Raw genomic sequence first — 20,608 nt, 5'->3', positions numbered from 1 at the left:
AACAAAGCTTCTAGGTAATTTTGAATTACTAAATTATAAGAAACATGAAAAATCTATTGCTAATAGGTGCACTGGCGTTATCTGTAACAGCCTTTGCTCAAGAAGATAAAGTAGAAAAAATAGTAACTACAAAAACTACCGTTAACAATGGTAGAGATACAACTACTAACGTCACTAAGAAAATCAAGACCGTTGCTACAAAGGATGTAAAACTAGATCCTCGTGATGCCGGTAAAGTGAATCAAAGAATGGTGCCAACGCAAGCAACCATTAAAACAGATGTGATCTACTCTAATGAAGGAAATTCATACGCATTAGAACAAAATGCTAAAGGATACAATTTTGTCGCTGTAGAAGGAGAAACTAAAACGCCTATGGCAAAACTGCGTAAATTGAGTAACGCAGGATATATCTATATGGACGAAGAAGGAACTTCTTTTGCCCACTTTGATGCAAATGGTAATCTAGTGGTTGAAACTTATGACAACGCTACAGATGAAATTATTGTAAAGAATTTTACGATCAACGGTAAAGCAAAAAAAACTAAGGAAGACGAAGAAGTCTTTATGATCGATGTAAATTAATATTTGGCTCAAGGCCAAAAAATAAAAAGCCCGGCAAAATTTGCCGGGCTTTCTTTATGCTTATGCTTGCAATGCTATTCGTGATGCATAAATGCCTGCTTAGCTAGAAGTTCTTCTTCAGTCTCTTCATGATCCTCATCAGGCACACAACAATCTACAGGGCAAACCGCTGCACATTGTGGCTCTTCATGAAAACCTTTACACTCAGTACATTTATCTGGCACGATGTAATAGATCTCGTCGCTTATAGGTTCCTGAGCTTCATCAGCGTTTACGCTTTTGCCATCAGGAAGCACTACATCTCCTTCAAGATCAGTTCCATCATTATAGCGCCAGTCATCTGCACCTTCATAAATTGCTGTGTTAGGGCACTCTGGTTCACAAGCCCCACAGTTAATGCATTCGTCTGTTATAATGATAGCCATGCTTATTCTTTAGTTTATACTTACTTTTGTGGGCAAAATTAAGGGTTGAACCTCATCCTGCCAAACCATTTATGAATTTAGAACAAAGAATTTCCGCTTTCGCAAAACTGGGTAATTACCTGCAGAAATTTTTAGATTTTGACGCATCAAACGTTGATAGCTTACAAATACTTGAAAATTCTGCTGCAGATCTTAATGAGATCATCATAAGATCTAAAGTTTCTAACGCCTGGTTTACAAACGATCATGTGCGATTTGCTTTAAAAAATTGGGCAGACGCACTTACAGCTGAAAATCTAAATACTTGGCTTAACCCCTACTCTTTAATTGACAAACCTAAACAGCAAACCGTCGCAATAATTATGGCGGGTAATTTACCGCTGGTAGGTTTTCATGATTATCTTTCTGTTTTGATCACAGGACACAAAGCTTTGATCAAATTGAGTAGTGATGATCAATTCTTGTTACCTTATTTACATTCTATTCTTTGTGAGATCGAACCTGGTTTTACAGGCAGCGTAGATTTCGCGAAAGCGAAATTAGAAAACTTTGATGCGGTGATCGCAACGGGTAGCACAAACACCTCTCGCTATTTTGAATATTACTTCAGAAACAAACCTAGCATCATACGCGGCAGCCGCAATGGTGTGGCAGTGTTAACCGGCAAAGAGACTAAAGATCAACTACAATCGCTAGGCGACGATATTTTTACCTTCTTTGGGATGGGATGTCGCAGCGTTTCAAAATTATTTGTGCCGCAGGGTTATGATTTTAAGGATTTCTTTGAGTCGATCGTGAACAAAGGTTACCTTATAGATCATCATAAATACGCCAATAATTATGACTATAACAAGGCGGTGTATTTAATGAGTTTGTTTCCTGTGCTTGATAACAATTTTGTGGTTTTAAAAGAGGATGAGAACTTCTCCTCGCCTATTGCGGTGATCTTTTATGAAACTTATCAAGACACGGCAAAACTTAAATCTCATTTAGACGCCCAGGCCGAAAAGATCCAATGTATTGTTGCTGATGGTTTTGATGAGAATGAGATTCCCTTTGGGCAGGCGCAGCAGCCAAATCTTTGGGATTATGCAGATGGTGTTGATTCCATTGAATTTTTATCAAAAATCTCTTAGAAATAGAGTTTTAATTATTGATTTTTCAGCTGCTATTCTTCTCACATTAAACATCTTTGCAGCTGTCAATTATTAGGTTATAAATTCATGTAATTAAACCTAAAATTGACCAACAAAATGTTTTGAATTGATTAATTTTCAAAATTCAAAACCAATAAAAACCATCTGACCGAAAAATCATTTTACAGATGAAAAAACACAATTTTAGTGCAGGACCATGCATCCTGCCTCAAGAGGTATTTCAACAAGCATCTCAGGCAATATTAGACTTTAATAATCTAGGACTTTCTTTAATTGAAATTTCGCATCGTAGCAAAGACTTTGTAGATGTTATGGAAGAAGCGCGCGAACTTGCGCTAGAGCTTCTAGACCTACAGGGAAAAGGATATAAAGCGCTATTCTTACAAGGTGGTGCTAGTATGCAGTTTTTAATGACTGCTTACAACTTGCTAGAAAACAAAGCAGGTTATATCAACACAGGTACTTGGAGTGATAAAGCAGTTAAAGAGGCTAAGCTTTTTGGCGAAGTTGTAGAAGTTGCTTCTTCTAAGGACAAAAACTATAATTATATCCCTAAAGGATATAGCGTTCCTAAGGATATAGATTATTTACACCTTACTACAAACAACACCATTTTTGGTACGCAGATCAAAGAATTTCCTGATGTAGACTGCCCAATGGTAGCAGACATGAGTTCTGATATCTTTTCGCGTAAGCTAGATTTTACAAAATTTGATCTTATTTATGCTGGTGCTCAAAAAAATATGGGTCCTGCTGGTACAACGCTAGTTGTGATCAATGAAGATATTTTAGGCAAAGTAACTCGCCAGATCCCTTCTATGCTAGATTATGCTACGCATATAAGCAAAGGAAGTATGTTTAACACTCCTCCTGTTTTTGCGGTTTATACTTCGCTATTAACGATGAGATGGCTTAAGAAATTAGGCGGTATCGCTGCTATTGAAGAAGAAAACGAGAAGAAAGCAAAACTGCTTTACTCTGAGATCGACATCAACCCATTGTTTAAAGGATATGCAGAGATCGACGATCGTAGCGCGATGAACGCAACCTTTAATATCGTAGAAGATAATCTTAAAGAAACCTTTGATACCATGCTTAAAGAAGCAGGGATTAACGGTCTTAACGGTCACCGCAGCGTAGGTGGTTACAGAGCATCTATGTATAACGCATTAAGTCTTAAAAGCGTGGGTACACTTGTAGATGTAATGAGCGAACTAGAAAGAAAAGCATAACAAACCAAAATATTAAAACATGAAAGTTTTAGCAAATGATGGTATTTCTCAAAGCGGTGTAGATGCTCTAGAAGCTGCAGGTTTTGATGTAAACACCACAAAAGTTGCTCAAGAGCAGCTTGCCAACTTTATAAACGAAAATGAAATTACGGTTATTCTTGTGCGTAGTGCAACCACTGTGCGCAAAGAACTTATCGATGCTTGCCCTAGCCTTAAAGTTATAGGTCGTGGCGGTGTAGGTATGGATAATATTGATGTACAGTATGCAAAAGACAAAGGTCTATCTGTGATCAATACTCCAGCCGCTTCATCAGAGTCTGTAGCAGAACTTGTTTTTGCTCACTTGTTTAACGGTGTACGTTTCCTTTATGACTCTAACCGTAACATGCCATTAGATGGCGATAGCAAATTTAAAGATCTTAAGAAGGCTTACGCCAAAGGTGTTGAGCTGCGTGGTAAGACATTAGGTGTTATTGGTTTTGGCCGTATTGGTCAGGCAACCGCAAAAGTTGCTCTAGGCGTTGGGATGAAGGTTATTTACTTCGATCCATTTATGGAAACTGCATCTGTAAGTCTCAATTTCTTTGACGGTCAGACCGTTTCTTTTGACCTTAAGAGTCAAAGTAAAGAAGACGTTCTTAAAGAAGCAGATTTTATTACTTTACACGTTCCTGCTCAGAAGGAATATGTTATCGGTAAAAGCGAATTAGAACTTATGAAAGACGGTGCTGGTCTTGTAAACGCTGCTCGTGGTGGTGTTGTAGACGAGGTTGCTCTTGTTGATGCTTTAGAGTCTGGTAAATTATCTTTTGCAGGTCTTGACGTTTTTGAAAACGAACCAAAACCAGCTATCAAAGTCTTAATGAACCAAAAAGTTTCTTTATCTCCACACATTGGTGCTGCGACAAACGAAGCACAAGATCGTATAGGTACAGAACTAGCTGATCAAATCAAAGCTATTTTCAATAGTTAATAATTGATCTATCAGTATATTAAAAGTGAGCTTAACGGCTCACTTTTTTATTTTAATCGTATTATTTTTTCAGTTCTTTTTATATTTAATCAATCGAATCAAAAAAACATAAATCATGTCTGGAATATTAGATTTGCTTAACAGCGAAATAGGTCAAAAATTAATCAACGGTGCCAGCGAAGAAACAGGCGCGTCAAAAGATCAAACAGCAAGCGTTCTAAGTATGGGATTACCGCTACTTATGGGAGCGATGAAAAAAAATGCATCTACTCCAGAAGGAGCTTCTGGTTTACTGGGCGCCTTAGGAAGCGGTAAACACGATGGTGGGATCTTAAATAATCTTGGTAGTATATTAGGCGGCGGTGTAGATAAAGATGTAATGAGTGACGGCGCAGGAATTTTAGGTCACATTCTAGGCGGCAAACAATCTGCTGTAGAAAGCACATTGAGCGCAAAAACCGGTCTTGACGCTGGTACAGTTGCAAAAATCCTAAAAATCGCAGCACCTGTACTTCTAGGACTTATTGGTAAACAGAAGAGAGAAAACAACATTGATAATGGTAATGATCTGTCGTCACTGTTAGGAAGCTTTTTAGGTGGACAACCACAAGAAAATCAAAACCTCATCACCAGTCTTATTGATCAAGACGGCGATGGCAGCGTTCTAGATGATGTTGCAGATATGGTTCTTGGCTCAAAGAAAAAGGATGCCGGTGGCCTAGGCGGAATGCTTGGCGGTCTCTTTGGTAAATAACCTCAGGCAATATTCTTAAAAAGCTGCTAATGCAGCTTTTTTAGTTTCCATACACTGTATTAGTTCGTATATTTAGTAAAAACCGGGTTATGAAAACTACACTCTACGTGGTTTTAGCGCTTCTCCTCGTTTATGGCTGCGCTACAACTAAGAACAATGATGCAAATGGCATGCAAGCAAATACCATCGGTAATGACACCGTGCGCATTACTAACGATAGCTTAGAATATGAGATCATTATTATAGAGCCAGGTTTTAATTCATTTTTAGCAAGCCAGGCAAGACCAGAAGGTTTTTACTCACAAAGCTATCTAGAGAATAAAAACCGTTTTCTCGTGGCAGATTACAACAGCCGCGTGATGCAACCCTCAATGTACGGCCCAGAACTTTATCCACAGCGCATAGATTACAGTCCGCATATAGATTATGGTTATGAAGTGAACTACAAGCTGTATTACTACTTTGTGTATTTTGCTCGCACCTACAATCAGCGATTTAGTGTCTCTACCCGAATTTAGAATGATTCTATTTAAAAAATGCGCACTATATTTGCTTCGTGAAGCGATTTAAACAACACTGGGAAATCTCAAAAAACTGGCAACTCATTCACCCAATTCTAGGTGTGATATTGTCACTATTTTGCGGTTGGCTTATTGCAGATAGAATTTTATCTGGTTTTAGCCTTTCGGCGAAAGCTACGCTGCCAGTATTGATCGCGTTAACATTTATACTTACTTGGCTAATTATTAAGATCTGCCTCTATTGTTTTAAAAAATTAGAAGGCCGCTGGAAGGTTGATGCGCGCTGGGAATTCATAGCCATTTTTATAGCCTTTGCCGTTACTGGCTCTACCGCCGGAAGGATCTCAAGTCCGTTAATGGATTTTATAGGCTTAGGACGTGATACTACTTCCGGATGGATTTACTGGCCATTGCGCATTTTGATCATTTTTCCTATCTATCAAGTTATATTGCTTATCGTGGGATGGATCTTTGGGCAATTCACTTTCTTTTTCAATTTTGCCAAAAAGATGTGGAGCCGCATGGGCTTAGGATTTCTTTTTGGCGAAAGCCAAAAATAGAATCTATCTTCTCTGCCCTTGCTCCTGAGGGTTTTGTTGTGGCTGAGCAAAAAGCTCTTTAAAAGCCTCACTGATATTTTCAATGATATCGCCCGCGATCACTGACTCATAGCCCAACTTACTTGAAGCAATATCGCCCGCGCTACCATGCAAATACACTCCGAAAATCGCAGCATCAAGCGCATCATACTTTTGCGCACGCAAACCGGTAAGAATCCCAGTTAAGACATCACCGGCTCCAGCTGTTGCCATCCCAGGATTTCCTGAGGTGTTTATATACATCATATCCTCATGGATTATAAAGGTGTACGCACCTTTGATTAGCAGAATGAGTTTATACTTTTTGGCGAAAGCCTGTGCCTTTTTAAGTTTATCAAAATCGTCTTCCCACTCGCCTATCAAGCGCTCTAACTCCTTAGGATGCGGAGTAAGAATTGTTTTTTCGGGTAAAAATTCTAGAAATTTTGGATTCTTTGCCAAGATATTGAGACCATCTGCATCAATTACTAAAGGTTCATCATTTTCCTGAAGAAACTCACCAAAGGCCTTTGCTGTGGCATCATCAGTTCCCATACCCATACCTACGCCAATAATGTCAGCATCTGCGTCGATATCAAATTCTTCAATAAATTTCCCGTTTTGACGATCTGCCTCTACCATGGCCTCAGGAATTGCAGTTTGCAAAATATCAACTCCCAACTGCGGAATATAAGCCGTTACGAGTCCAGCGCCAGTTCTAAGCGCTGCTTTTGTGCTCATGGCTACACTTCCCATTTTTCCATAGCTTCCGCCGGCGATGACCGTATGACCAAAAATGCCTTTATGTGAGAACTTAGGTCGTGGTCTGTACAATTGCACAGCGTGCTCCTTCCCTATTAACAGTGTGTTTGATTTGGCTGTAGCCAAATATTCTCTATCCAGACCAATATCCAGAATTTCCCAGCCATTGAACATTTTACCCGTCTCTGGCAAGAAGAAAACCAACTTAGGTACTTGAAAGGTAAGAACCGTAGTCGCATGAATTATCTCTTCATTCTTAGCAGGAGCTTTATCCATATAAAGACCAGATGGCATATCAATACTTAAAATATAGGCTTGTGAAGCGTTGATCTTTTTATAAAGATTCTGCACCCATTGCGGCGCTGGGCGATTAAGACCTATCCCAAATACAGCATCAATAACAAGATCTCTCTCGTCTATTTCTGGCAGATCATCACCTTCTCTTAAGGTTATAGGCCAGTTTTTAGTAGCATTCTTTAAAGAATCATACGCTTTAAGAAAATCCTCGCTGCGCTTATCGCTGTAGTTTACAACATATGTAGTAACGTGATAATTATTCTCAATAAGATATCTGGCAATTACAAGTCCGTCGCCACCATTATTACCAATACCACAAAAAACTTTAATAGGAACCGGCCCATTTTGCAGCCGCTGATGAATCCATTGAAAAGCATACCCACCAGCACGCTCCATGAGGTTAATACTATTAATATCTTCTTTTTCAATGGTTATTTTGTCTGCCTGGCGCAATTGTTCCAGCGATAATATCTTCATTTCTAATACGATTTATTGAAGGATTCATAAAGAATTAAGGATAAAGCAAGTATTATTATGGAAAAACCCGTGTATCTCTAGATGGGTATTAAATCCTCAAAAATGATGTATTGCTTTGCCTTTGTAAGTAAAAATAATACTTTTGATAGCAACAGGATTACAATAATGACCGCAACTACAAATACATATTTTTCCCCTGCTACCATTCTTGGTACAGTTGCTATCATTATTACTATTATTACCCCTTTGGGGTATGCTCTTTAAAATATAACCTTCGTCCTTATTTCGTTTTACACGAAAAAAACTCAAACGCAATCTCTTTAAAAACCTTTGAACCATGCGAGTTCTCAAATTCGGTGGCACTTCCGTAGGCAGTGTTGAAAACATAAATAAAGTGCTTCAAATATCATCTGAAGCCGCACAGAAAGAAAAAATAATCGTTGTTGTATCTGCACTTGGTGGTATCACAGATATGCTCTTAGAAGCAGGTTTACAAGCGAGTCATAAAGAAAGCTACGTAGATACTTTTAATGCTATAAAGCAGAAACATCTTGATTTCACTAAAGGCATTGTTCCAAAAAACAAAGCGGTAAAAGAAGAGATCACAAGTTTACTCGACGATCTAGATTCTTTACTTCAAGGTATCTATTTGATCAACGAGCTTTCGCCAAAAACTAAAGACAAACTCTCTGCCTATGGCGAGATCATGTCTTCTACACTTATTGCTCACGCATTACAAGCTCAAGGTCTTGACGCTGTAAAAAAAGATAGTAGAGACCTGATCACTACAAACGATAATCATACGCTAGCAGCTGTAGATTACAGCGTTACAAACAATCAGTTAAACTATTACTATAGCAGAGCAAATCACCAGATCACGGTAATGCCAGGCTTTATCTCAAGTACTGCAAATGGCGAGATAACAACACTAGGACGTGGTGGTTCTGATTTTACGGCAGCTATTGTTGCAGCAGCCTTAGATGTAAAACAGCTAGAGATCTATACAGATGTAAGCGGTATGTTTACCGCAAATCCTAAAATGGTAAAACAAGCTCGCCCTATTGATTCTATATCATATCATGAGGCGATGGAGCTTTCTCACTTTGGTGCTAAAGTCTTATATCCTCCTACAATCGTACCGGTGATGGCAAAGAACATTCCGATACTCATTAAAAACACCTTAGAAGCAGATGCTCCGGGAACCAAGATCCACAATAGTGATATTGGCAACGGCAGTCCTATAAAAGGGTTGAGTAACATCAGCAACATTGCCCTTCTTACGTTAGAAGGTGGCGGTATGGTAGGAATCCCAGGAATAAGCAAGCGTTTATTTGAGACCCTTTCGGCGAAAGCCATAAATGTAATAATGATCACACAAGCGTCTAGCGAGCACAGCATATGTCTAGGCGTTATGGAAGATGATGCAGAAGCTGCTAAACGCGCCGTGGATACTGAGTTTGAAAACGAAATTTCCCTTAATAAAATTCAGCCGCTTGTGGTTGAAAAACATCTGAGCATTATCGCGCTTGTGGGCGACCGTATGAAAAGCCACCAGGGAATCAGCGGTAAAATGTTTAGTACGCTAGGGCGAAATAACGTCAACATCCGTGCTATTGCGCAAGGAGCTAGTGAGAAAAACATAAGTGCAGTCATCGCTGAGAAAGACGTGAAAAAAGCGCTAAACGTGTTGCACGAAGCTTTCTTTGAAGCACAGCGCAAGCAATTGAACCTTTTTATCACTGGTGTGGGTAATGTAGGCTCTAGACTTTTAGCACAAATCCAGCAACAGCAAAAATACCTGCGCGACGAACTCAACGTAAACCTGCGTGTTCTTGGTTTGAGCAACAGTCGCAAAATGGTAATCCAGAAAGATGGTATCGACCTAGACAAATGGCAAGATGTGCTTGATGCAGGAGCACCGGCAAGTATTGAAGGATATTATGAAGCAATCGTTGCACTGAATCAGCGTAACAGTATTTTTATGGATATTACCGCAAATGCTGAAGTTGCTGATATCTATGGCAAATATTTAAAGCAAAGTATCGCCGTGGTGGCTTGTAATAAAATCGCAGCTTCATCAGATTATGAGAAGTATGCTGAGCTTAAAAAACTTAGTAAAGATTACAACGCTCCGCTCCTATTTGAAACTAACGTTGGTGCGGGATTACCTATCATCGACACGCTGAATAACTTGATTGCTTCTGGAGACAGGGTTCGTAAGATACAAGCGGTGCTTTCTGGAAGTTTGAACTTTGTGTTCAATAATTTCGCTCCAGGCGGAAATTTCCATGACGTCGTTCAGCAAGCCAAAGCAGAAGGTTATACCGAGCCTGACCCACGCATCGATTTAAGCGGTGTAGATGTTGCTCGTAAAATATTGATTCTAGCCCGTGAAAGCGGACTGAAAATGAATCTTGAGGATATCAAGAACAAACCTTTCTTGACAGAAGAAAACCTAAATTCTGACTCGGTTGATGATTTCTTTGAAACATTAAAAACAGACGCTGACCATTTTGAGAAATTGGTAAGTGACGCTGCCGCGGAAGGAAAACGTCTTAAATACGTAGCTGAACTTGATAACGGCAAAGCAAATGTTGGTTTGCAAGCCGTACCACAAGGGCATCCATTCTATAATCTTGAGGGAAAAGACAACATTGTACTTTTCTTTACAGACCGTTACCCAGAGCAACCGCTTATCGTTAAAGGTGCCGGTGCTGGTGGTGATGTAACGGCTTCAGGATTATTCAGCGATGTGATGAGAACCCGCAATATGTAAACGATGGAAAAAATCAGAGTTTTTTCACCAGCTACGGTGGCCAATGTCAATTGCGGTTTTGATGTTCTTGGTTTTGCCTTAGATGGTCTAGGCGATGAACTTGTACTTTCTAAAGTTGACAAACCGGGCATTCATATCACAAAAATCGTGGGAGCCAGCCTTTCGGCGAAAGCTGAAGAAAATGTAGTAGGCGTCGCGGGATTGGCGATGTTAGAGTATTTGGCGCCAGATTATGGTTTTGAAGTAGAGATTTACAAGAACATCCGTCTAGGAAGTGGCGTGGGAAGTAGCGCTGCGAGTGCTGCCGGAATCGTTTATGGCATCAATCAGTTTCTAGAAACTAAGCTTTCTAATCTGGAGCTCACAAAACTGGGCATGAAAGGTGAAGCGCTTGCCAGCGGAAATGAGCATGCTGATAACGTTGCGCCTTGCCTGTATGGAGGTTTTACGCTCATTACCGGCTATCAACCGCTGAATATCGTTGAGCTTCCGGTTCCTGACGAATTGTATGCAACGATTATTCATCCGCATATCGAGATAAAAACAAAAGAAGCCCGCGAAATTCTACCGAAGGAGGTTTCGCTGCAAAGCGCAATATCACAGAGCGGTAATCTCGCCGGCCTTGTCGCCGGACTATATTCTAGCGATTATGAATTGATAAAAGCTGCGACAAAAGATGCACTGATAGAGCCGTATCGCAAACAGTTGATTCCGCATTTTGATGTATTAAAACAAACAGCTTTAGAAGCCGGCGGATTGGCATTTGGGATAAGTGGTTCAGGACCTTCGATGTTTACGCTTTGTAAAGGAGAAGCTTCCGCGAAAGCGGTAGAAACCGAATTAAAAAGTAAACTACAAACTGTAGATCTTGAGGCAGACAGCTACGTAAGCAAGGTTTCAAAACACGGAAATAAGGTGATTGAATAAATGACGAAGGACGAGCGAGAAATGATGAATATTCAATTCGCTAATTATCAAATCAACATATTGATTAATTGACAAATCAACTACAATGAACTATTATAGCCTTAACGGAAAAGCGCCAGTTACAAGCTTTGAAGAAGCAGTAACTCGAGGAATAGCGCCAGATAAAGGATTGTATTTTCCAGAAAAAATAAGTCCACTACCCGATTCATTTTTTGAGAATATCGAGGAAATGGACGACCACGAAATCGCATTTCAAGCGATTCATCAGTTTGTGGCAGGTGCAATTCCTGATGATGAATTGAGAGCGATTATTAAAGACGTACTTTCTTTTGATTTTCCAATTGTAGAAATTGAAAAGAATGTCGCAACGCTAGAGCTTTTTCATGGACCAACGATGGCATTTAAAGACGTTGGCGCACGATTTATGGCGCGTTGCCTAGGTTATTTTTCTAAGCAAAATGAGAATAAAGAAGACGTCACGGTACTTGTCGCGACCAGTGGTGACACCGGTGGCGCTGTGGCTCGCGGATTTTTAAATGTTGACGGCGTTGATGTTGTTATTCTTTATCCTAGCGGAAAGGTGAGCGATATTCAGGAAAAGCAATTGACCACGCTGGGAGCAAACATCGCTGCACTAGAAGTTGATGGCGTTTTTGATGATTGTCAAAGCATGGTGAAGCAAGCTTTCCTAGATGAGAGTATCACTTCTGAGAGGAAATTGACGTCAGCCAACTCCATAAATATTGCACGCTGGTTACCGCAAATGTTCTATTTCATGTTTGCGTACAAACAGGCCAAAAAACATGGCAAAAAACTTGTTTTCTCTGTTCCTAGTGGGAATTTTGGGAATATCTGTGCCGGGATGGTCGCTTATAAATTAGGTATGCCGGTGAAGCATTTTGTGGCTTCGGTGAATAGCAACGATATCGTTCCTGAGTTTTTAAAATCGGGGAAATATTCTCCTAAACCTTCTGTGGCGACGATAAGTAATGCGATGGATGTGGGCGACCCGAGTAACTTTATCAGGATTCAGCAGTTGTTTGATAATGATTTTGAGGCGCTTTCGCGAAAGCTATCCTCATACTCCTACTCTGATGCTGAAACCCGTGAGGCTATGCAAACCGTTTTTGCCGAAACCGGTTATGTAGCAGACCCGCACGGCGCTGTGGGATATTTAGGATTAAAGAACTATCTCAAAGACAATCCTGAAGCCTATGGGATTTTCTTAGAAACTGCGCATCCTGTAAAATTCTTACCCGTTGTAAATGACGTAATTGATAAGGAAATCGAGATTCCTGAGCAAATCAAAGAAGTCATGGACAAAGAAAAAGTGGCGACTAAGATTAAAACATATGATGATTTAAAAGCGTATTTATTGAAGTAATTACTTTCAAATATTGATAGGCTTTATATAATTTGATTCCGTCAACCTGAACTTGATTCAGGTTCTTATTATTAATTGTTTCAAGCAGCATGAGATTCTGAAGTAAATTAAGAATGATGAAGATTCAAAAGTTATAACAACCTATTGTTTTTGGCGAAAGCCAGATTTGAACATTTCTTAGCAAACCTCACAGGTTTTCAAAACCTGTGAGGTTTATCTTTTGGCGAAAGCCACATCAAAATAACACTTATACTCATCAAGTGTTTTTCTTTGCAATTTGAGTACATTTGCACTCTCAAAATTGAACGATGAAAAACACTGCACTTTCACATATACACGAGTCTCTGGGCGCCAAGATGGTAGAGTTTGCTGGTTACAATATGCCGGTACAATACGAAGGCGTAAATGCTGAACATGAAACGGTACGCAATGGCGTGGGCGTTTTTGATGTTTCGCACATGGGAGAATTTTTGGTTAATGGTCCGCAAGCGCTTGATCTGCTTCAAAAAGTATGTAGCAACGATATTTCTAAGATCGCTATTAACCAGGCGCAATACAACTGCATGCCTAATGCAGATGGTGGTATCGTAGATGACCTTATCGTGTATCGTATGAAGGAAGAGCAATATTTACTTGTGGTAAATGCTTCAAACATCGATAAAGATTGGAGTTGGATAGAAAAACACAATGTAGATGGTGCAGAGATGAGAAATATCTCTGATGACTATTCTTTACTTGCTGTTCAAGGACCTAAAGCTACCGAAGCTTTACAGGCATTGACAGATGTAGACCTATCTGCAATAAAGTTCTATCACTTTGAAGTTGCGCCTATGGCAGGAATTGAGCATGTGATTATCAGCGCTACAGGATATACAGGTAGTGGCGGTTTTGAGATCTATTGTAAGAATAGCGAGGCAGAGCAACTCTGGGCAAAAGTTTTTGAAGTTGGAGCTGAATTTGGAATCAAACCTATAGGTCTTGCAGCACGTGATACTTTGCGTCTTGAAATGGGTTATTGCCTTTATGGTAATGACATTAATGATACTACTTCTCCTATTGAAGCAGGTTTAGGTTGGATCACAAAATTCACTAAAGACTTTGTAAATAGTGAAGCGCTACAAGCGCAAAAAGAGAACGGTCCTGATCGCAAACTTGTAGGTTTTGAGCTAGAAGGTCGCGGTATCCCTCGTCATGGTTATGAGATCGTAGATGCTGATGGTAATGTAATTGGCGAAGTGACTTCTGGAACTATGTCTCCATCATTGAGCAAAGGTATTGGTTTGGGTTATGTTCCTAGTGATTTGGCGAAAGCCGGAACAGAAATTTTAATCCAAGTACGCAAGAAAGCGATACCTGCTACCGTTGTAAAATTACCTTTCTACAAAGGGTAAACTTTAAAATTTCAGTCTATTCCTAAGTCTCCTAAAATATTGATCTTAGGTGCCAGTGGTTTCCTGGGCAGCGCGCTCTATAAAGAGCTGTATCGCTATTATGATACTTATGGCACCTATCATACAGGCAAAATATATTCTGACAATAAACACTATATCCATTTTGATATGGTGCAGGATGATATTTATACACTTTTAAACGAGATCAGGCCAAATATCATCATTTCTACCGTGCGTGGCGATTTTGATGCTCAGGTTGAGATGCATGAGCATTTAAGTTATTATGCCGCTCGGGCGGAATGTTTTGTGGTGTATGTATCGTCTTCTAATGTTTTTGACGCATTTACAAACTACCCGTCTTACGAACTTGACAAGACATTTTCTGAGAGTAAATTTGGGAAACTGAAGATACGCTGCGAGAACTTCTTCTTACGCAATTTGCCCGAAAAGCAATATGCCGTGGTGCGTTTACCTATGGTTTTTGGCAAGAATTCTCCACGTGTAAAAGAGATCAAAAATCAGGTTTTGCTTGGTGAACCTATTGAAGTTTTTCCGCATCTTATCATCAATAGCACGACAGATCGCAAATTCTCTCAGCAAATACATTATATCTTAAACCGCAATTTAAACGGTATTTTTCATCTGGGAAGCAGAGATCTTATTCATCATCAAGAGTTGATGAGCGAAGTGATCACAAATCTTGACCTTAAACGTGAACCAAATTATAAAATGGTTTACACATCAAACTACGATCGCTATCTTGCCGTACTGCCGCGAGACAACAAACTTCCAGAACATTTAAATATCACAAATGAGGAAGTCGTAGCAGAATCTCAAGCCTATTAAACTATGAAAATCAAAAAGATCCTGATCTATGCCGCGCTTCTGGTTATTCAGATTTTTTTGATCAAATGGGCAGCAGCAAATCCGGCATGGATCGAGCAATATTATGCTAACGGCCTCTACCCCTATCTTTCTAAATTTGAGCGCTACATTCTGGGTTGGATACCATTTTCAGTAGGCGATGTATTTTATGGCGTTGCTATAATTTATTTTGTTTTGGCTGTAGCCAAATTGTTTAAGAGACGTTTTCGCAACAGCGGAAAATTTATAAGAGACGGTTTATTGATCGCCAATATTGTGTATTTCTCATTCCATTTTTTATGGGGTTTGAATTACTACCGCGAGCCGCTACACAAAGCTTTAAAAATAGAAAGTGAATATTCTACCGAAGCCTTAATTAGCTTGACGCAGCGCATAATTAAAAGAGCAAACACGCTGCATGAAGAGTTGCAGCCAGACGATAGCCTCGCAGTAGTTTTTAAAGACGATATTGACGAAGTGTTTGGCAAAACACTCACGGGTTATAACATCACAGAAGACAATTTCCCAAAACTGGATTATCCGCCAAAGAGCATTAAGAATTCGTTGTTTAGATATCCACTAACGATCATGGGTTTTAGCGGTTATCTTAATCCTATAACAAACGAAGCTCAAGTAAATGGAATGATCCCTAAACATCGCTGGCCACTTGTAAGTTGTCATGAACAGGGACATCAACTGGGTTTTGCTAAAGAAAATGAAGCAAACTTCATCGGCGTTATGGCGACGACAAATAATCCTGATCCATATTTTAAGTATTCAGGATACATTTTTGCTTTGCGCTATTGCCTAAGCGAAGTGTACTTGAGAAATCCGCAAGCCGGTAAGATATTAAGAGCAAAAATTCGCCCAGGAATTCTTAAAAACTATCAGGAATCTTATGACTTCTGGCTAGAACATGAAAATCCTTTAGAACCACTCCTCGAAATCTTCTACGGGCAGTATTTAAAGGTTAACAATCAACCAGACGGAATGATGAGCTACAATTATGTCGTGGCTTTGCTAGTCAACTACTTCAATAGCAGCACACAACTGCCTTAGTGTTAAAAAATCCTTAAACGACCCTTAAAAATTCATTAAATTTTATCTTTAAGGATACACTAAAACAATTAACTGATATGATTAAAAAGCTACTGCTTTTGGGAATTTTCAGTTTCTTGGCCATACCCATAATGGCGCAGGATTACTTCCCAAAAAACGATGGTGTAAAAGCCAGCAAAAACACGAATTATACCGTGTTTAAAAACGTAACGCTTCACCCAAGTCCCGGTGAAACTATTAAAAATGCAACTCTTGTAATTCAAAACGGAAAGATCGTTTCTGCAGGAAAAAGCGCAACTACACCAGCAAACTCTGTAGTTGTAGACTTAGCAGGTAAGCACATCTACCCTTCTTTTGTAGAGCTTTATTCTGGTTTTGGAATTGAGGCTCCTTCTAGAGAAGGTTTTAGAAGAAGCGCACAGTACGGTCCGTCACGAGATGGATATTACTGGAATGATCACATTCGTCCTGAGACAAACGCTCTTGAGGATTTTAAATTCAGCAGCCGTGACGCAGATAGTTACATTAAAGCTGGATTTGGTGTTGTAAATGCACACAAACAAGATGCCATTGCGCGTGGCACCAGTGTGCTTGTAACGCTTAATGAAGAAGGAGACAACGGCAACAGACTTCTAGACACAGAGGCTTCTGAGTTTTTCTCTTTTGAAAGAAGCAACCTGTCTTCTCAATCTTACCCTAGCTCTGTAATGGGTATGACTGCACTAGTTAGACAACTTTATGTTGATGCAGATTGGTATGCAGGTGGTAACGTTGACACGAAAGACCTTTCGCTTGAAGCGCTTAACAAAAACAAAAGTCTTCCACAATTCTTTATTGCAGATGGTCTTTATGCAGATCTACGTGTAAGTAACCTTGCAAAAGAAACAGGAACTAACTGGATCATTGTAGGTGGTGGAGATGAATACAAGCGTGTAGGTGAGATCAAAGCTACAGGTGCAAAATTTGTACTTCCATTAGATTTTCCTGATGCGTATGATGTAGAAGATCCTTATCAAGCTAGTTTTGTTTCGCTTAGCGAAATGAAACATTGGAATCAAGCGCCTACTAACCCAGCTAAACTAGCTGAAGCAGGTGTAACTTTTGCTTTGACTTCTCACGATCTTAAAAGCCCAGATAAATTACTTGACGCAGTAAAAACTGCTATTAAGTATGGTCTTGATGAGAAAACAGCGATGGCTGCTCTAACAACAATTCCTGCAGGATTCTTAAACAAATCTGAAGAAATAGGCTCTATCAAAACTGGTGCTTGGGCAAACTTCCTTATCACTTCTGGTGAAATGTTTGACGAGGAAACAGTGATATATGAAAACTGGGTTCAAGGTTCTAAAAATGTACTTAACGATTATGCGATCACTGATATTGATGGTAGCTACACAGTAAACCTTGACGGTAGTGATGTTTCTATCAAGATCTCTGGTTCTACCGAAAAACCTCGTGTAACTGTAGAAGGTGACTCAAAAAGAGGCGCTAAGATCAGTTATGCAGACGGTTGGGCAAATATCACTTTCACCGGTCCTGCTACAGACAAGAAAGAGTTTATCAGACTTATCGCGCAAGCTGACGAAGATGGTAAACTTGTAGGTAAAGCGATCAAAGCTGATGGTAGCGAAGTAGCTTTCAATGCTACAAAAACTGCTTCGGCTGAAAAAGAAGATAGCGATGACGAGGATAAAGAAGATGCTACTGAAGCACCAGAAGTTCTTCCTTTGAGCTACCCTAATGTTGCTTTTGGCTTTAGCCAAAAACCAGAAGAAGAAACTGTATTATTTAAAAACGCTACTGTATGGACCAGTGATGAAGCTGGTGTTTTAGAAAATACAGACGTTCTTGTTAAAAAAGGTAAGATCGCTAAAATAGGTAAAGACCTAAGCGCTGGCGGTGCAAAAGTAGTTGACGCTACTGGAAAATATCTAACCGCTGGTATTATTGATGAGCACTCGCATATTGCTGCATTTAGCATTAATGAAGGCGGTCACAACTCTTCTGCAGAAGTAAGAATGAGCGACGTGGTTGATCCAGATGATGTTGCGATCTACAGAGATCTTGCAGGTGGTGTAACTACAATTCAGCTTTTACACGGTTCTGCAAACCCTATCGGCGGACAATCTGCTGTGATGAAATTAAAATGGGGATCATCAATTGACGATATGGTTATTGATGATGCTAAGTTTATCAAGTTCGCTCTTGGCGAAAACGTAAAACAATCAAACTGGGACGGAAACAGATTCCCGCAAACACGTATGGGTGTTGAGCAGGTTTTTGTAGACTACTTTCAGAGGGCAAAAGAATATGGAGCGCTTAAAGCAAGTGGACAGCCATATCGTAAGGATTATGAGCTAGAGACTCTTCTTGAGATCCTTAATGGCGAAAGATTTATCACAAGTCACAGTTATGTACAAAGTGAGATCAACATGCTTATGAAGGTTGCAGAATCATTTGACTTCCGTATAAACACATTTACTCACATTCTTGAAGGTTACAAAGTAGCAGACAAGATGAAAGAGCACGGTGTAGGTGGATCTACTTTTAGCGACTGGTGGGCATATAAATATGAGGTAAATGATGCCATCCCTTACAACGCTGCAATCATGCACAGTCAAGGAATTACAGTTGCCATTAATAGTGATGATGCAGAGATGAGCCGTCGTCTTAATCAAGAAGCAGCTAAGACCATTAAATATGGTGGCGTTGAGCCGCAAGAAGCATGGAAGTTTGTTACTATCAACCCTGCAAAACTTCTTCATATAGATGACAGAACAGGAAGTATCAAAGAAGGTAAAGATGCAGATCTTGTACTTTGGTCAGCTAATCCTTTATCTGTTACCGCTGTTGCGGAAAAAACTATGATAGAAGGTGTGACTTATTTTGATATCGAGAGAGATCAAGAACTACGCGAAGAGTTGGAAAAAGAGAAAAATAAACTTACTACAATGATGCTTGCAGCAAAAAACAAAGGTTTAAAAACTCAGCCAGCTAAGAAGAAGGAAGATCAGCAGATGACCTGCGATACAATGGAAACAATACACTAAGAAGATGAATAGATATATATCAACATTTATACTACTTTTCATTGCCAGTATAACATTTGCACAGCAAACTCCGGCTCCTGAACAAAAGGGAACCATAACGCTTACTGGTGCTACTGCCCACATAGGTAATGGAGAAGTAATAGAGCACAGTGTCATCGTGATTAAAGATGGCAAGATCACAGACGTTTATGATGGCACCACTACTAGAAAAAAACTAGAAGGTGAGATCATCAATGTAGACGGTAAACATGTTTATCCAGGTTTTATAGCACTAGATACTACATTAGGTTTAGTAGAGATCTCTGCAGTAAAAGCAACTAATGACGAAGATGAAATAGGTGAATTCAATCCTCATATTGAGGCTGTGATCGCTTATAATGCCGAGTCTAAAGTGGTAGAAAGTATGAGACCTAACGGTGTTCTTGTTTCTCAAAGTGTACCACAAGGAGGTACGATCTCAGGAAGCTCTGCAATAGTACAACTAGATGCATGGAACTGGGAAGACGCGATGATCACAAGAAATGACGGTATTCATTTAAACTGGCCTAACAGTTTCCGTCGTGGTAGATGGTGGATGGGCGAAGATCCTGGTTACAGCTCTAACAAAGACTACGAAAAGGAAATTACTGATGTAAAAAACTTTATCGCACAGTCTAAGGCTTACAACGGTGATACATCTGTGATGAATTTACCTTTCGCAGCAATGCAAGACGTAATTGAAGGTTCAGCGAATCTTTATGTGCATGTAGATGGCGAAAAAGAAATTCTTGATGTCCTTAAGTTTAAAAAAGACATGGGTATTAAGAATGTTGTACTTGTAGGCGCTTACCGTGGTTATGAAGTAGCTAAAGAAATCGCAGCTGCTAATGTACCGGTAATTCTTGCAAGAGTTCATAGCTTACCAGGCGCAGAAGATGACGATTATGATGTTTCTTACAAAATGGCAAAGACATTATACGAAGCAGGCGTTCTTGTTGCTTTAGGTAACAGCGGTGAATTCTGGGAGTCTCGTAACATTCCATTTTATGCCGGGCAAACCGTTGCCGAAGGACTTGAGTGGGAAGAAGCACTACAATTGATCTCTGCAAATGCAGCAAAGATCGTAGGTCTTGGAGATCAATTAGGAACTATCGAAACCGGAAAAGATGCTACTCTATTCATTAGCGAAGGAAACGCACTAGAGATGATGGGTAACATTCCGTTTAAGGCTTATATCAACGGTAGAGATGTAAGCTTAGAAAGTCACCAGACAAAACTTTGGAAACGCTATATGGAAAAATATAGCAGACAAGAGTCTAAATAATTTGGTTTAAAACCAAAACAAAACCCCTTAAGCTAATGCTTAAGGGGTTTTTTATTTCAAGTTATGCAATTGCTTAATCTAGATATTAAACTTC

The 20,608-nt window shown here is 39.7% G+C and carries 17 protein-coding genes; 15 read left to right on the top strand and 2 right to left on the bottom strand.

Features of this window, described 5'->3' with window-relative positions; translation table 11 throughout:
• Positions 1-44: 44 nt before the first annotated feature.
• Positions 45-584 (top strand): hypothetical protein, encoded by a 540-nt coding sequence (locus tag ACZ5L8_RS04890; protein WP_464440164.1) that lies wholly within the window; start codon positions 45-47, stop codon positions 582-584.
• A 74-nt stretch (positions 585-658) separates the two neighbouring features.
• On the opposite strand, the gene ACZ5L8_RS04885 is transcribed toward ACZ5L8_RS04890, so the two are convergent.
• Complete coding sequence (locus tag ACZ5L8_RS04885) at positions 659-1,009, bottom strand: 4Fe-4S dicluster domain-containing protein (RefSeq protein ID WP_464440163.1); 351 nt, start codon at positions 1,007-1,009, stop codon at positions 659-661.
• Positions 1,010-1,080: 71 nt separating this feature from the next.
• Here ACZ5L8_RS04885 and ACZ5L8_RS04880 point away from each other — a divergent pair, with 71 nt between their 5' ends.
• The 6 genes from ACZ5L8_RS04880 to ACZ5L8_RS04855 all read left to right on the top strand — a co-directional run bounded on the left by ACZ5L8_RS04880 (position 1,081) and on the right by ACZ5L8_RS04855 (position 6,206).
• Positions 1,081-2,145, top strand: coding sequence for an acyl-CoA reductase (locus ACZ5L8_RS04880; protein ID WP_464440162.1), 1,065 nt, complete (start codon positions 1,081-1,083; stop codon positions 2,143-2,145).
• Between the two features lie 188 nt (positions 2,146-2,333).
• The gene (gene serC / locus ACZ5L8_RS04875; RefSeq protein ID WP_464440161.1) at positions 2,334-3,398 is read left to right on the top strand and encodes a 3-phosphoserine/phosphohydroxythreonine transaminase; all 1,065 of its coding nucleotides are present in this window, start codon (positions 2,334-2,336) and stop codon (positions 3,396-3,398) included.
• 19 nt (positions 3,399-3,417) lie between these two features.
• On the top strand, positions 3,418-4,371 hold the full coding sequence (locus tag ACZ5L8_RS04870; protein ID WP_464440160.1) for a D-2-hydroxyacid dehydrogenase: 954 nt from the start codon (positions 3,418-3,420) through the stop codon (positions 4,369-4,371).
• A 115-nt stretch (positions 4,372-4,486) separates the two neighbouring features.
• On the top strand, positions 4,487-5,125 hold the full coding sequence (locus ACZ5L8_RS04865; RefSeq protein WP_464440159.1) for a DUF937 domain-containing protein: 639 nt from the start codon (positions 4,487-4,489) through the stop codon (positions 5,123-5,125).
• 89 nt (positions 5,126-5,214) lie between these two features.
• On the top strand, positions 5,215-5,643 hold the full coding sequence (locus ACZ5L8_RS04860) for a DUF6146 family protein (protein WP_464440158.1): 429 nt from the start codon (positions 5,215-5,217) through the stop codon (positions 5,641-5,643).
• A 38-nt stretch (positions 5,644-5,681) separates the two neighbouring features.
• Entirely contained in the window at positions 5,682-6,206 is a 525-nt protein-coding gene (locus tag ACZ5L8_RS04855; protein WP_464440157.1) for a DUF6787 family protein, read from the top strand.
• Positions 6,207-6,209: 3 nt separating this feature from the next.
• On the opposite strand, the gene ACZ5L8_RS04850 is transcribed toward ACZ5L8_RS04855, so the two are convergent.
• Entirely contained in the window at positions 6,210-7,760 is a 1,551-nt protein-coding gene (locus ACZ5L8_RS04850) for an NAD(P)H-hydrate dehydratase (RefSeq protein WP_464440156.1), read from the bottom strand.
• A gap of 337 nt (positions 7,761-8,097) precedes the next feature.
• Between ACZ5L8_RS04850 and thrA the strand changes: the two genes are divergently transcribed.
• The 8 genes from thrA to ACZ5L8_RS04810 all read left to right on the top strand — a co-directional run bounded on the left by thrA (position 8,098) and on the right by ACZ5L8_RS04810 (position 20,514).
• On the top strand, positions 8,098-10,536 hold the full coding sequence (thrA, locus tag ACZ5L8_RS04845) for a bifunctional aspartate kinase/homoserine dehydrogenase I (RefSeq protein WP_464440155.1): 2,439 nt from the start codon (positions 8,098-8,100) through the stop codon (positions 10,534-10,536).
• Positions 10,537-10,539: 3 nt separating this feature from the next.
• Complete coding sequence (locus tag ACZ5L8_RS04840; RefSeq protein WP_464440154.1) at positions 10,540-11,463, top strand: homoserine kinase; 924 nt, start codon at positions 10,540-10,542, stop codon at positions 11,461-11,463.
• 85 nt (positions 11,464-11,548) lie between these two features.
• Complete coding sequence (thrC, locus tag ACZ5L8_RS04835; protein ID WP_464440153.1) at positions 11,549-12,847, top strand: threonine synthase; 1,299 nt, start codon at positions 11,549-11,551, stop codon at positions 12,845-12,847.
• Between the two features lie 308 nt (positions 12,848-13,155).
• The gene (gcvT, locus tag ACZ5L8_RS04830; protein ID WP_464440152.1) at positions 13,156-14,238 is read left to right on the top strand and encodes a glycine cleavage system aminomethyltransferase GcvT; all 1,083 of its coding nucleotides are present in this window, start codon (positions 13,156-13,158) and stop codon (positions 14,236-14,238) included.
• A 39-nt stretch (positions 14,239-14,277) separates the two neighbouring features.
• Positions 14,278-15,084 (top strand): sugar nucleotide-binding protein, encoded by an 807-nt coding sequence (locus tag ACZ5L8_RS04825; protein ID WP_464440151.1) that lies wholly within the window; start codon positions 14,278-14,280, stop codon positions 15,082-15,084.
• 3 nt (positions 15,085-15,087) lie between these two features.
• The gene (locus ACZ5L8_RS04820) at positions 15,088-16,161 is read left to right on the top strand and encodes a DUF3810 domain-containing protein (RefSeq protein WP_464440150.1); all 1,074 of its coding nucleotides are present in this window, start codon (positions 15,088-15,090) and stop codon (positions 16,159-16,161) included.
• Positions 16,162-16,238: 77 nt separating this feature from the next.
• Positions 16,239-19,211, top strand: a complete 2,973-nt coding sequence (locus tag ACZ5L8_RS04815; protein WP_464440149.1) for an amidohydrolase family protein — start codon at positions 16,239-16,241, stop codon at positions 19,209-19,211.
• Positions 19,212-19,215: 4 nt separating this feature from the next.
• Positions 19,216-20,514, top strand: a complete 1,299-nt coding sequence (locus ACZ5L8_RS04810) for an amidohydrolase family protein (protein WP_464440148.1) — start codon at positions 19,216-19,218, stop codon at positions 20,512-20,514.
• The last annotated feature ends 94 nt before the right edge of the window (positions 20,515-20,608 follow it).

This window comes from Leeuwenhoekiella obamensis (assembly GCF_055391795.1).
This window is presented reverse-complemented; position numbering and strand designations above follow the sequence as displayed.